The organism is Avibacterium sp. 20-129 (genome assembly GCF_026226845.1).
Taxonomy (GTDB): Bacteria; Pseudomonadota; Gammaproteobacteria; order Enterobacterales; family Pasteurellaceae; genus Avibacterium.
This window is the reverse complement of record NZ_JAKKOE010000001.1, coordinates 140,955-155,644: the sequence shown is the minus strand read 5'-3', so window position 1 is coordinate 155,644 and position 14,690 is coordinate 140,955. Positions and strand designations below refer to the sequence as shown.

11 protein-coding genes are annotated in these 14,690 nt (G+C 41.3%); 2 read left to right on the top strand and 9 right to left on the bottom strand.

Annotated features, from left to right (window positions below; genetic code table 11):
* Positions 1–36 precede the first annotated feature (36 nt).
* The 8 genes from L5B90_RS00650 to sucA all read right to left on the bottom strand — a co-directional run bounded on the left by L5B90_RS00650 (position 37) and on the right by sucA (position 10,991).
* Entirely contained in the window at positions 37–834 is a 798-nt protein-coding gene (locus tag L5B90_RS00650; protein WP_250363096.1) for an ABC transporter ATP-binding protein, read from the bottom strand.
* Positions 827–1,798, bottom strand: a complete 972-nt coding sequence (locus L5B90_RS00645) for an iron ABC transporter permease (protein ID WP_268738955.1) — start codon at positions 1,796–1,798, stop codon at positions 827–829. Before L5B90_RS00645 ends, L5B90_RS00650 begins: the two co-directional genes overlap by 8 nt.
* 5 nt (positions 1,799–1,803) lie before the next feature.
* Positions 1,804–2,598, bottom strand: coding sequence for a helical backbone metal receptor (locus L5B90_RS00640; protein ID WP_250363097.1), 795 nt, complete (start codon positions 2,596–2,598; stop codon positions 1,804–1,806).
* Positions 2,599–2,682: 84 nt separating this feature from the next.
* Positions 2,683–4,599 (bottom strand): TonB-dependent receptor plug domain-containing protein, encoded by a 1,917-nt coding sequence (locus L5B90_RS00635; protein WP_265761858.1) that lies wholly within the window; start codon positions 4,597–4,599, stop codon positions 2,683–2,685.
* Positions 4,600–4,754: 155 nt separating this feature from the next.
* Entirely contained in the window at positions 4,755–5,627 is an 873-nt protein-coding gene (gene sucD / locus L5B90_RS00630) for a succinate--CoA ligase subunit alpha (RefSeq protein ID WP_265761857.1), read from the bottom strand.
* Between the two features lies 1 nt (position 5,628).
* Positions 5,629–6,795 carry an ADP-forming succinate--CoA ligase subunit beta gene (sucC, locus tag L5B90_RS00625; RefSeq protein ID WP_265761856.1) on the bottom strand — a complete coding sequence of 389 codons (1,167 nt, stop codon included), beginning with the start codon at positions 6,793–6,795 and terminating at the stop codon, positions 5,629–5,631.
* A 101-nt stretch (positions 6,796–6,896) separates the two neighbouring features.
* Positions 6,897–8,117, bottom strand: coding sequence for a 2-oxoglutarate dehydrogenase complex dihydrolipoyllysine-residue succinyltransferase (gene odhB / locus L5B90_RS00620; protein ID WP_265761855.1), 1,221 nt, complete (start codon positions 8,115–8,117; stop codon positions 6,897–6,899).
* 78 nt (positions 8,118–8,195) lie between these two features.
* Positions 8,196–10,991 carry a 2-oxoglutarate dehydrogenase E1 component gene (sucA, locus tag L5B90_RS00615; RefSeq protein WP_265761854.1) on the bottom strand — a complete coding sequence of 932 codons (2,796 nt, stop codon included), beginning with the start codon at positions 10,989–10,991 and terminating at the stop codon, positions 8,196–8,198.
* Between the two features lie 344 nt (positions 10,992–11,335).
* On the opposite strand from sucA, the gene L5B90_RS00610 reads away from it, so the two are divergent.
* Entirely contained in the window at positions 11,336–12,625 is a 1,290-nt protein-coding gene (locus tag L5B90_RS00610; RefSeq protein WP_250363103.1) for a citrate synthase, read from the top strand.
* A gap of 58 nt (positions 12,626–12,683) precedes the next feature.
* On the opposite strand, the gene L5B90_RS00605 is transcribed toward L5B90_RS00610, so the two are convergent.
* Positions 12,684–13,388, bottom strand: coding sequence for a ComEA family DNA-binding protein (locus tag L5B90_RS00605; RefSeq protein WP_265761853.1), 705 nt, complete (start codon positions 13,386–13,388; stop codon positions 12,684–12,686).
* A 305-nt stretch (positions 13,389–13,693) separates the two neighbouring features.
* Here L5B90_RS00605 and L5B90_RS00600 point away from each other — a divergent pair, with 305 nt between their 5' ends.
* Positions 13,694–14,656, top strand: coding sequence for a TAXI family TRAP transporter solute-binding subunit (locus L5B90_RS00600; protein WP_265761852.1), 963 nt, complete (start codon positions 13,694–13,696; stop codon positions 14,654–14,656).
* Positions 14,657–14,690: the final 34 nt, after the last annotated feature.

Sequence of the window (14,690 nt, the reverse complement as noted above, 5' to 3'; positions counted from 1 at the left end):
TTCTTTTCTCATTTTTGATTAAATATAAATAGCTAATCATAATTTCTGAATAGTTCCAAACATTCTTTTTTCCACATCAATCTCCGCCTTAACGCCAAACGCAATGGCTAAATTTTCTGCGGTTAGGGCATCTTGCGTATTGCCGTGGGCGAGTAAGTTGCCTTGGTGTAGCAAGATAATCTCATCGCAGAAACGGTAAGCCAGATCAAGGTGGTGAATGGCGACAACGCAGGTAGTGCTTGGGGTGAGTGATTTCAATTGTTCTAAAATATCAATTTGATAATAAGGATCAAGGGGGGCAATGGGTTCGTCTGCCAATAAGATTGGTGCGTTTTTTATGCAACAACGGGCAAGCTGAACACGGGCTTTTTCGCCACCTGAAAGCTGTTGGAAAGGTTGTTCTAACAGATGTTGAACCGAAAATTGGCAAGCGATTTGCTGGATCTTTTGCTGCTGCCATTGTTGATGCGATGAATGCAACCAATGAGAAAAAAATTTGCTTTTTTTTGACCGCACTTTTTCACTAAGATTATCCATCGTTTCAGGTAAACCAAGTGCGATGACATCATAGACAGATAAATCCCAATAAATCTCTGTGTTTTGAGCGAAATACGCCAATATTTGGCTTTTTTGAATTAAGCTCATTTTATTGAGCGGTTGTTCATTAAATAAAATCGTGCCTGTTTCAAGGGGTAAAATGCCAGCAATGGCTTTCAACAAGGTAGATTTCCCTGCACCATTACCACCCATTATGCCCACCAATTTACCTTGCGGAATGTGACAAGTGATATTCTGAATGCCGTAGGAAAGGCTAACATTATGCAATTTAATCACGGGCTAATCTCCGTTGTTGGGTGAGCAAGATCCAAATTAAGCAAGGTGCGCCAATAATGGCGGTGAGTGTGCCAATATAAATATGCGAGAAAAACGGAATATATTGAATAGCAAGATCAGCAACTAACAACAATAATGCACCCATTAAGCCACTTGTCAAATAAAGTTGTGATGGTTGTTTTTTGATCCAAATGCGGGCAAAGTGCGGCGCAATTAAGCCGATAAATCCGATTGTGCCAGTTTGCGGAATGGTTGCCCCCACCATCAACGCCACGCCAAGAGTGGTGATAAAAAAGCTACGTTTTGGGTCAATGCCCATCGTGCTAGCGGTTTCTTCCCCGAAAGTGAGTAAATCGAGGTAACGGCGTTGGCAATATAAACAAATTGCACCGCCCACCACAATAGGCAATGAAAGCAAGAGCGGTGTTATTTTCGCCCAGATTAATGAACCCTGTAACCAGCGGTATAATTCCGCTAATGCCCAAGGACTTTGCGCATTAGAAAGTAATAATGCAATGGCTGAACCGAGTAACATATTCACTGCAACCCCTGCTAAAATCATCATTGTTGTGCCTTTATTTTTAGCGATGAAATAAACCAATAAAAAACTGCCTAACGCTCCTAAAATGCCACCAAACAGTAAAAAAGATAAAGGTAAAGAAAAATAATACAGTAAAAACACGCTTGCGGTGGTTGCCCCATTTGCTGCGCCAAGTAAGCCGGGGCTAGCCAAGGGATTTTGAAATAATCCTTGCATTGCATTGCCCGCCACAGCAAGGCTTGCTCCAGTTAAAATAGCCAAACCTAGACGTGGCAAACGAATGTCCCATAACACCAAAGATCGCATATCCGTAGCAATCCCTTGTGCATTGCGTAAATGCGCAAAATCACCAAGCTGATGAAAAATGGCAAAGGCAATTAACAAAAGTAATAAGACAAAAAGGGAAAGGTTTAATCGTTTCATTCTGGTTATTCTTCCTTATTGAGTTGGCGATAAATCATTTCCGCCCCCTGCCAAACACCGTGATCAAAGCAATAGCCATATTTTAATGGCATTGTTGCCATTCGTTGTGCGGGAAACATATTGGCTAACAAAGGGTGATTAAGCACTTCAGCCTGTTCGTTATAACCTTGTTTATCACGGATAGAAATCAGCCAATTCGGTTGCGCACGCAACAGTTTCTCAAGGGAAAAATTTTGTGCGGTTACTGCATTTTCGAGGGGGGTTAAGCCAAGCAATTTTAGCAACACTTGATATTGCGGAAAAATGGGTTCTACCACCCCAGTATCAGAAAGAATTAAGGTGTGGGTGTGAGCTTGATTAAGCTGAAAATCGCTGTTTTTTAGCTTTGCCACCAGTTGCTGTGCGTATTTTTCATTATCAAAGCGTTTGCCTAATTGTAGGATTAATGCAAAAAGCTGCTCTGCCGTTTGTGGGCTATCATTAATAGGGAAAATCTTTACGCCAAGTTTTTTGAGATCGGCGACCAGTTGGGGATAAAACTGCTCATTGAGCAAAATGGTTTTATCTAAATAAGGCAACAAATCTGTTAATCGCGCCTCAAGTGCGGGTTTATGTTGATTAACTTTATCCAGCATCATTAAGGGATTGGTTGAATAAATAGATTGTGCGGCAATTTGTTCCGGGCGTGCTAATTCAGCCAAAAGCCTATCACTACACAATGTCAGTGAGACAAATTGCTCTTGTGCCAAGAGTGGGACTGAAAAGAAAAGTGCGGTAAAAAATAAGCGAATTTTTTGCATTAGAAAATGATGTCCAAAACAAAGTGCGGTGAAAATCTTGCTAATTTTACACCGCACTTTTACAAAAGCCTATCTGCTTATCCGTTAGAAGTTGCCTTTTAAGCCCACATATAAAGTGCGACCATATTGACCGTAACCAACGATATTTTCATATTTTTTATTAAACAGGTTATTCAAATTCGCATACACATTTAAGTTTGACGTAATTTGATAAGTCGTTCCAAGGCTAACTAAGGTGTAAGAAGGCATTTTAATTCTTGCAGGATAATTAACAAGACGTTTACCTACATAGTTTACATTCACATTCGCGCCAACGTTTTCTGTGATTTGATAAGCGACGCCAAGGTTTGCCATATGTTTTGGACGACGAACTAATGCTTTACCACGGCTGTCTTTCGTTTGGGTATAAGTATAGTTTGCGTAAGCGGTTAAATCATCGGTGATTTTTCCGTTATAAGCCACTTCAATACCTCTGATTTGAGTTGAACCACTCATATTTACCGCTTGTGAAACGTTATTAGGCAAATAAGCTGTACTAATAAAATTTTTCACATTGCGAGCAAAATAAGTGATATCTAAGCGATGACGTTTATCTGTGGTGTCAAGCAACAAGCCAATATCCCCACCTTTACTTTTTTCTGGTTTAAGATTTGGATTAGGTAAAAATGTGCCATTGTAACCATAAAACTCTGTAATGGTCGGATTTTGGATCGCTGTACCAAAACTTGCGTGTACTTTCAGATTTTGTAATAGGCGATAAGCCCCCGAAATACGTCCAGTAAAGCTGTTATCATAATGATTGCTGTCTGTGTAACGCCCACTCAAACTTAAACTATGATCATTTTCACTAAATAAACGGTATTCCGCTGCCACGCTTTTTTCTGTTAAATGCTTTTTACTGTTAGCAGAAGAACCGAAATCATAGGTAGAACGTTGATACTCTGTAAGTAAACTCAAGGCTTGTTGCACCTCACCTTCGCGATCAAAATGAATATCTAACTGGTAATTTGCATTGAGTTTTTTCGCATCATAACCGCTTGCCCACGAACCTAGCGTATCACTGTCAGTTTTTTGGTGGCTAATGTTTGCTTTATGTTTAAACAAGTCTTTATCCGATCCTACGTAGCCACCTAACTTGAAGGTTGTTTCACGGGTTCGAGTATAATCATCAAAGGTCGTTTCTGCCGCATAGCTATTATCAAAACGAGCCGTTTGGCTAAAATGACTGGCTAACAAATCAATACCTTTTTCGCCGTCATCATAGCCCACACGCAATGACAATGCATCACGGTGGAATTTATCTTGCTCTTTTGCTCCACCTGTACTAACACTGTTGCCATCTTCCGTGGTATAACGAAAACGATTTGAACTATACGCAGAAATACCTTTAGTGCGATGACTATCACCGTGTACGCTATAATAAAATCCATTTTGCTGACCTGAAAGGGTGAGCGAACCATCATAAGTGCCTTTTGAGCCTGTGCCTAAATCAAAATCCACGTTAAAGGGTTTGTCCTTATAAAGCCCGCTTTTCGTGGTGATATAAACCACACCACCCATTGCATCACTGCCCCATAATGCAGATTGCTCACCACGCAATACTTCAATACGCTCAATGTTGCTTAGGCTTAAGCCGCCGAAATCATAGCCATAGCCTGAAACAGGATTGACTTTCACACCGTCAATAATTACTGCTGTGTGATTTGAATCTGCGCCACGCAAATAAAGATTGGTCAATGTACCGCGTCCCCCTGAAGCACCGATTGCCACACTTGGCACGGTTTTTAATACATCAGAAACATAAGTGGCATCGCGTTCAGCAAAATCTTTTTCAGTTAAAACCGTCACTGATGAGGCAGTTTGATCTTCATTCACGGGAGTGGCATAAGCAGAATACACATAAATAGGTGCAAGAGCTTCGCTTTGTGTTACGTTTTCTGTGGCATAAAGTGCGCTAGAAAACGCAAACAACATTGCTGTGGTAATCATATTTTTTTGCATTGTCTTTCCTTTCTACATAAAAAATGGCGCTATTTTGACACAGCCCCACTTGCTTCGCAAATCCGAATTATTCATTATTACAATGAATGTTATTCATTTTTCTATCTTTGCCGTTATAAAAAATCAGCAAAAACTGACCGCACTTTAGAAATGACTTATTGCATTAAGATTTTCCTTAACGCTATTCCAATCTCCGCAAGGCTTTTCACGGTGGTTACGCCGGCTTGTTGTAGAGCGTGGATTTTTTCATCGGCAGTACCTTTCCCACCACTAATAATCGCACCAGCGTGTCCCATTCGTTTCCCTTTTGGCGCAGTGATGCCAGCAATATATGCCACTACGGGTTTAGTGATGTTATGGCGAATAAATTCTGCGGCGTCTTCTTCCGCACTTCCCCCTATTTCACCAATCATCACGATGGCTTCAGTTTCGGGATCTTGTTGAAAACGTTGCAGAATATCAATAAAACTTGAGCCGGGAATAGGATCGCCCCCAATCCCAACGCAAGTGGATTGCCCAAAACCTTGATCCGTTGTTTGTTTTACCGCTTCATAAGTTAATGTGCCTGAACGAGAGACAATACCAACGCGCCCTTTTTGGTGGATATTCCCCGGCATAATGCCAATTTTGCATTCATCAGGGGTGATAATTCCCGGGCAGTTTGGTCCTATCATCACTACGCCTGTTTCATTGAGTTTTTGTTTTACTTGGAGCATATCTAAGGTTGGAATGCCTTCCGTAATACAAACAATCAGTGATATTCCTGCATCAATGGCTTCAAAAATGGCATCTTTACAAAAAGGGGCAGGAACATAAATTACTGTTGCCGTTGCGCCAGTTTGGTTTACCGCTTCACGCACAGTGTTAAAAACCGGCAAGCCTAAATGAGTTGTGCCTCCTTTACCGGGAGAAACGCCTCCCACTAATTTTGTGCCATAAGCAAGCGCCTGTTCTGAATGAAATGTGCCTTGTCCACCGGTGAAACCTTGGCAAATCACTTTGGTGTCTTTATTCACTAAAATTGACATTTTATTCTCCTCTTGCCGCTTTCACGACTTCGCTTGCCGCTTGTTGTAAACTTTGTGCTGAAATAATGTTGGTCTCACTTTCTGCGAGCATTGCTCTGCCCAATTCCGCATTTGTCCCTTCTAAACGTACCACCACGGGGACATTCACGCCCACATCTTTGCTTGCAGCAATAATGCCTTCGGCAATCAAATCACAACGTACAATGCCACCAAAAATATTGACTAAAATCGCTTTTACCGCCGGATCGGTTAAGATGATTTTAAACGCCTCAGCCACACGTTCTTTGGTTGCCCCTCCCCCTACATCGAGGAAATTAGCTGGCTGTCCGCCGTATAATTTAACAATATCCATTGTTCCCATTGCTAATCCAGCCCCATTAACCATACAGCCAATGTTGCCATCTAATGCTACATAATTAAGATTCCATTTTTCTGCTTCGGCTTCACGGGGATCTTCTTGACTGAGATCACGCATCGCAAGTAAATCTGGATGACGATATAACGCATTACTGTCCACCACGATTTTGGCATCAAGACAAGTGAGATCATCATTATCCAAAATGGCCAATGGATTCACTTCTAATAAGGCGAGATCTTTTTCGATAAATAAGCGACTTAGCTGACAAAATATGTCGGTAAATTGCTTGATTTGTTTGCCCGTTAAGCCAAGTTTGAACGCCAATTCTCTCCCTTGATATGGCATTCCGCCCACGGATAAATCAATCGCGATACGATGTAATAAGTGCGGTGTTTTTTCCGCCACTTCTTCAATATTCACGCCCCCCGCTGTGGAAACCATAAAGACAATTTGTTGCGAACGACGATCTACAATCGCACTCAGATACAATTCTTTTTTCACTGCCACGCAGTTCGTCACATAAATATGATTAATAGGCTGTCCTTTGCTATCTGTTTGAAAAGTAACAAGACGCTTGCCTAAAAATTTGTCAAAAAATGCCCGCACTTGTTGTTCGCTGCTGACCACTTGCACTCCGCCAGCCTTGCCACGTCCGCCTGCGTGAACTTGGCATTTTAACACCCATTTTGAGCCACCTAATTTTTGAATGGCCTCCAAGCCTTGCTCTAACGTTTCGCACGCATAACCTTCACCTACGGGTAATCCGTATTGCGCAAAAAGTTGTTTTGCTTGATATTCGTGTAAATTCATCGCGTTGTATTTCTCCCTTTGTTGTGCTGTGCTTCACAATAAATCCGCTGGTAAACTGATAAAAATAAGGCGATAAGTCTCCTTATCGCCTTAAGTTAAGACTACACTTCTAATAATAAACGTGTTGGATCTTCCAGCATTTCTTTAATAGTCACTAAGAAGCCGACACTTTCACGTCCATCAATTAAACGATGATCGTAAGAAAGCGCTAAATACATCATTGGGCGAATCACGACTTCGCCGTTCACTGCCACTGGACGATCTTTAATGGCGTGCATACCTAAAATGGCACTTTGCGGTGGGTTGATGATCGGTGTGGACATTAATGAGCCAAACACACCGCCATTAGTAATGGTGAAGTTTCCGCCCGTGAGATCTTCCACCGTTAATTTACCATCACGTCCTTTCTCAGCTAAGGTTTTGATTTGCTTTTCAATTTCCGCCATACTCAGCTTATCACAATTGCGTAATACAGGGGTCACTAAGCCACGCGGGGTGGAAACGGCAATACTAATATCAAAATAGTTGTGATACACAATATCATCACCGTCAATAGAGGCATTCACTTCTGGATAGCGTTTTAGTGCTTCTACCACGGCTTTAACGTAGAAAGACATAAACCCTAAGCGAGTATCGTGTAATTTTTCAAATTTTTCTGCGTATTTTTTACGTAGCTGCATAATCGGTTGCATATCGACTTCGTTAAACGTTGTCAGCATTGCGGTGCTATTTTTCGCTTCTAATAAACGCTCTGCCACCCGCTTGCGTAAGCGTGTCATCGGCACACGTTTTTCATCACGCCCTGCCACATTTAATGTGGTTGGCGTTGCTTCTTGCTGTGGCTGAGCTTGGCTTGCTCGCTGGGCAACCGTGCGTTCAATATCTTCACGAGTAATACGTCCCCCTACGCCCGTTCCCTGTACTTGATCAGCAGTTAAATCATTTTCTGCTAATAACCGACGTGCTGCCGGGCTTAACGCATCGCTATTTGTCGGTTCTGACGTTAAATTTGCTAAATGGCGATCGGCTGGGGTTTGCTCGACTTTTTGCACACTTTCTTTTGTATCATTTCCAACTATCGCTTGAGCTGCTACTTTGCCTAGTACTTGGTTGCTGATTACCGTTGCCCCTTCTGCTTGTAAAATACTTTCAAGCACACCATCACCTTGAGCAGGCACTTCTAACACCACTTTATCCGTTTCAATTTCTACAAGGACGTCATCACGTTTTACTTGATCACCCACTTTTTTATGCCAAGTGGCAACCGTTGCATCTGCCACGGATTCAGGTAGCACGGGAGTTAAAATCTCAAAATCGCTCATTTTTTTATTCCTTCTTAGAGTGTCTTATTTATGTTTGTTTGCATAAAAGTGCGGTATTTTTTGACCGCACTTTTAAGATTAGGCTAATGCTTCATTCACTAAATCACGTTGCTGTTCATTATGTAAAGCTAGATATCCCACTGCTGGCGATGCCGAAGCCGGTCTGCCCACATAGCGTAATTTACCCTGTTCTGGCAATGAACTCACAAAATTATGCTGGCTACAATACCACGCGCCTTGGTTTTGTGGTTCTTCTTGACACCATACATAATCCGTTACGTGGCGATAAGGCGCAAGTATCGCTTTCATTTCTTCGTGCGGATAAGGATAAAGCTGTTCAATACGAATAATCGCCACATCCGTTTGATTATTCTTGCGACGTTGTTCTAATAAATCGTAATACACTTTACCCGAACACATTACCACACGTTTCACTTGCTTTGGATCGAGATGATCAATTTCGCCAATCACATTCTGATAAATGCCATTCACTAATTCTTCTTTACTGGATACAGCAAGTGGGTGGCGAAGTAAGGATTTTGGCGTAATCACAATAAGTGGACGACGCACTTTGCGGATCATTTGACGGCGTAATAAATGATAAATCTGTGCAGGCGTTGAAGGTACACACACTTGCATATTTTGTTGCGCACAAAGTTGTAAATAACGTTCTAAACGTGCCGATGAATGTTCTGGCCCTTGTCCTTCATAACCGTGTGGTAATAACATCACCAAGCCACACATTCTGCCCCATTTTTGTTCACCTGAGCTAATAAATTGGTCAATTACCACTTGCGCCACGTTAGCAAAATCACCAAATTGCGCTTCCCACAATGTAAGCGTTCTTGGCATTGTGGTGGCATAACCATATTCATAAGCTAGCACGGCTTCTTCTGAAAGCACAGAATCCCAAACTTCAAAATGCCCTTGTTGGTTATGTAGATGCGCTAATGGCGTATAGACAGTACCATCTTTTTGGCTATGTAATACGGAGTGACGATGGAAAAATGTGCCACGTCCGGCATCTTCTCCTGATAGGCGAACATTATAACCTTCATCAAGTAACGTGGCATACGCCATTGTTTCCGCCATTCCCCAATCAAATGGTTTTTCGCCTTTTGCCATTAAGTTACGATCATCATAAATTTTTTTCACTCTGGAATGAATTGGGTGATTTTCTGGGTATTCACACACTTTTAAGGCAAGCGCAGTAAAGCGTTGCTCATCAAAACTGCCTTCATAATCTGACCATTCTTGGCTAAGGAATTTCATCCAATCAGAGGCTTCAACATCACGTTCACGCCATTCTGGAACAACACAATCACCATTATCTAACGCATCACGATACTTATTCATTAATTCTAAACTGTAAGCTTCATCAATCACATTTTCTGCAATTAAGCGATCGGCATACACTTTGCGTGGAGTAGGATGACGTTTAATACGCTCATACATTAACGGTTGCGTGACTGCAGGTTCATCGGCTTCATTATGCCCATGACGGCGGTAAGAAACTAAATCAATAAAAATATCTCGTTTAAATTTATTTCTAAACTCCACCGCCATTCTTGCCGCATAAGCGACAGCTTCTGGATCATCACCATTTACGTGAATAACAGGCGCTTCGATCATTTTACCAATATCGGTGCTGTATTCCGTTGAACGCGTATCGTGCGGATTAGAGGTGGTAAAGCCAATTTGGTTATTGATGACAACTCGGATCGTTCCACCCACGGAATAACCACGCGTAGCAGACATATTTAGGGTTTCTTGCACCACGCCCTGTCCAGCTACCGCAGAATCGCCGTGTACCGTAATAGGCAACACTTGTGAGCGTTCTGCATCGTTAAGTCGGGTTTGTCTCGCTCGTACTGAACCAAGCACCACAGGATTGACAATTTCCAAGTGAGAAGGATTAAATGCCAGTGCTAAATGCACCACCCCATCATCGGTCATAAAATCTGAAGAAAAACCTTGGTGATATTTCACATCGCCCGTTCCGTTACCGTAGTGCTTTCCAGCAAATTCATCAAATAATTCTGCCGGCTTTTTGCCCAGCACATTCACTAATAGGTTTAATCGCCCACGGTGTGCCATTCCCATTACGATTTCTTTAATGCCTTGTTTCGCCCCTTGACGAATCATTTCTTTCATCAGCAAAATAAACGCATCACTGCCTTCAAGAGAAAAACGTTTTGCACCGGGAAATTTCGCACCAAGGTAACGCTCCAAACCATCTGCGGCCGTTAATTCTTCAAGGAATTTAAGCTGTTCTTGTTTGCTAAATAATGGTTGATTTAACCAATTTTCTAACTTTTTCTGTAACCAAGTTCGTGCCGCAAGGTCATTAACGTGCATAAACTCAAGCCCAATCGTGCCACAGTAAGTGCCTTTCAATGATGAAGAAAGCTCACGCAGGCTAATCCTTTCTTTGTCATACACATAACCACTGATGTCAAATTCTTCATCAAGATCATCATCGGTAAAACCATAGAACTTATAGTCTAAGGTTGGCGAATCCATACGTTGCCAAAGTTTTAATGGATCAAGATCCGCGTGTAAATGCCCTCGATTACGGTGCGCATTCACCCATTGCAACACTTTTACCAGTCGTCCGCTAACTTTTGGATCAATGACAGTCACGCCCTCCACCTGAGCATCTCTTGCCAAACGTTTAAAATATTGACGAACAGGCGAATGGGCTTGCTCTACGACGGTGTGTTTGGGTAATTGATCAAAAATTTGCTGCCAGCTTTCATCAACAGAATGAGGATCTTGAAGATAGCTTTCATACAGTTCTTCAATATAAGACTGGTTTGCTCCATTTAACGCACTTGAAGCTAACCATTCACTAATTGGGCTTGTTTGTTTCATTAATACCACCTAGCTTGGTTGGGTAGAATTTGCAACCTAAAATTCATTAGGTTTATTATACATAGGATTCAATCAGAAACACGCATTGATTTTTCTTTCAGTGCTAGTCGAATAATTTAAAATCAAATTCCCCTAATTCGCAACCAATTCAATTAACAAAACATTAACATTTTCTTGATTTTTTGATCTGTCTCTCATTTTTGAGAAAATAACATTTCCTTAACAAAATTTTTTTGTAAATATTAAAGACAGCTACGCCATAACAGGTTATAGTGAAAATTCATTAGAAAGTATAATAATTCAACAAATACAACATTATCAACGCCAACAAAAGAGGAAGATCTATGACAGAATTAAATGCAAAACTCACCTTAAATGATGGACGTGAACTTGAACTCCCAATGCGTAAAGGTTCACTCGGCTATGATGTCATTGACGTTCAATCTCTAGTAAAAAATAAACTTTTTACCTTTGACCCCGGTTTTATGTCTACCGCCTCTTGTGTGTCTGAAATTACCTATATCGACGGCGATAACGGCATTCTCCTCCACCGTGGTTATCCGATTGCTGATTTAGCACAAAATGCGGATTATTTAGAAGTCGCACACTTATTATTATTTGGCGAACGCCCAAATGCAGAAGAATACAAAGCGTTCCGCCAATTGGTGCGCAAACATACCCTTGTCCACGAACAAATTTCCCGTTTCTTCCACGGGTTCCGCCGAGATTCTCATCCGATGGCAATTATGTGTGGGGTAAGTGGTGCATTAGCTGCGTTCTATCACGATTCCTTAGATATTAATGACATTGAACACCGTGAACTTACCGCGATTCGCCTACTGGCAAAAATGCCAACACTTGCTGCGATGTGTTACAAATATTCTATCGGGCAGCCTTTTATGTTTCCGCTGAATAAACTCTCTTATTCAGGTAATTTCTTACATATGATGTTCGCAACGCCTTGTGAGCCTTATGAAGTCAATCCCGTACTTGAACGTGCAATGGATCGCATTTTTATCCTACACGCCGATCACGAACAAAACGCCTCGACCTCTACGGTGCGAACTGCCGCTTCCTCAGGGGCAAATCCATTTGCTTGTATTGCTGCGGGTATTGCCTCCCTTTGGGGGCCTGCACACGGTGGTGCAAACGAAGCCTGTATCAATATGTTAGAGGAAATTGGTCGTATTGAACGCATTCCAGAATATATCGCGCGCGCCAAAGACAAAAACGATCCATTTCGTTTAATGGGTTTTGGACACCGTGTTTATAAAAACTATGATCCTCGTGCGAAAGTGATGCGTCAAACCTGCCACGAAGTGCTTAAAGAATTGAATATTAATAACCCATTATTCGATGTAGCAATGGAACTAGAGCGTATTGCATTAAGCGATCCCTATTTTATCGACCACAAACTCTATCCAAATGTAGATTTCTATTCAGGTATTATCTTAAAAGCCATAGGCATTCCAACCTCAATGTTTACGGTTATCTTCGCGCTTGCAAGAACAGTCGGTTGGATCGCACACTGGAAAGAAATGTTTAAACCGGGCAATATGAAAATTGTACGTCCTCGCCAGCTTTATACAGGACACACAGAACGTCCGTTTACTCCGTTGGAAGGAAAAGAATAACAAAAAAGGACAAAAAAACCACCGCACTTTTAAAGTGCGGTGGTTTTTTAACAAATTTTTAGAAACTTAAATAAGGCGCGATTTTTTCGATCGTTGCTTCGCCAATCCCCGAAATATTAGATAATTCTTCCACAGATTTAATTTTTCCTACTTTATTGCGGTATTCAACAATGGCATTCGCTTTTGCTTCACCGATACCTGAAAGGTTTTGCAATGTTTTAGCATCTGCTTTGTTGATGTTGATTTTTTCACCTGCATAAGTTTTCGCTTTTTCTGTCAGGGATTTAGCTTTATCTGATGCTTTTGTTTTCACTTTTTCAGCGGCGGATTTAGCACTTTCTTTGGCTTTAGTTTCAGCTGAGTTTTTGCTATCAGTCATTTTATCCTTCGCTTTTATTTCCCCCGCTTTCTCTTCTAGCGATTTTTTCGCTGATTTAGCGTTGCTTTCAACGTTTTTTTTACTTTCTGCCAGTTTATCTTTAGCTTTTGTTGCATTTTCTTTCACTAAATTCGCTTTATCTTCGCCTAGTTTTTTAGCGGATTTTGCTTTATTTTCTACCACACTTTTCGCATCAAGAACATTGTCTTTTACTTTACTGGCTTTTTCTGTGGCAAACGTTTTACCTTGTTTTATTGCATCTTGTTTCATTGTTTGAACGGTATTTTTTACCGCGTCAGTTGCGCCTACTTTTTCTGTAGAAAAGGCGGTTGATGATACTGCCATTGCTAAACTTAATGCTAATACCGATTTTAATGTTTTCATTTTAACTCCTTAGGTTAATGAAGATTCCCTTGCGGGGGTAAGATGGGAATGCTTTCCCGTGAATTCTCCTATTAGTTTCCTTTTTTATAAAAAAGTTCCTCACATTTCATTTTTATGGATAAAAATTCGTCAAAACCCTACCGCACTTGTGTAAAAAATGATTGCAACAAGAAGCAATCTAGGGTATATCTTGTTCGTCTGTAAATTTTTTGTAAAAGTTTTAGGGCAATACAACATCTCTTAGGCATAAGCTTTTGTTCTAAAGTGATTAAGCCGTCTATAAATTAAACAGTAAAGGAGTAAAAATGAAAAAATTATTAAAACTCTCGCTTATCGCTGGTGTCGCAGCCACGTCTTTTTCTGTGCAAGCGGAAGATCAGTTTGTTACCATTGGTACAGGTGGTCAAACAGGGGTTTACTATGTGGTGGGGCAATCCATTTGCCAATTAGTAAATCGTGATACCGCAAAAACCCATATCAAATGTAATGCCCCTTCAACAGGTGGTTCTGTGGCAAATTTAAATGCCATTGCGGCAAATCAAATAGAGATGGGAATTGCTCAATCAGACTGGCAATATCACGCCTACCACGGTACAAGCTCCTTTGCTGGTAAGAAAAATGATAAATTGCGTGCGGTGTTCTCCATTCACCCTGAACCATTCACGTTAATGGCGCGTGATGATGCTAATATTAACTCTTTTGATGATTTGAAAGGGAAACGTGTGAATGTGGGCGATCCCGGTTCAGGTACTCGTGCAACAATGAATGTTATTTTAGCAGCTAAAGGTTGGACGGATAAAGAATTTAAAGTCGCTTCTGAGTTAAAACCTGCAGAAATGGCATCAGTGATGTGTGATAACAACTTAGATGCGATTACCTATAACGTAGGCCACCCAAATGGCGCTCTAAAAGAAGCAGCGGCTTCTTGTAATGCCCATCTTGTGCCTGTTACAGGTGAAGCCATTGATCGCTTAGTAGCAGCAAATCCTTATTATGCCAAAGCAACGATTCCGGGTGGATTATACCGTGGGACAGATAATCCAGTAGATACATTCGGGGTATATGCCACTTTAGTGACCTCTTCAGATGTACCTGATGACAAGGTTTACGCAGCGGTAAAAGCCGTCTTTGATAACTTTGATCGTTTCAAACGCTTACATCCAGCCTTTGCTAACCTAAAAGAAGAAGAGATGATTAAAAACGCCCTTTCTGCGCCATTACACGATGGTGCAGTACGTTACTATAAAGAACGCGGTTGGTTACAATAATTTCATCTTTATTATTTAGGCAGGCTTAGCCCTG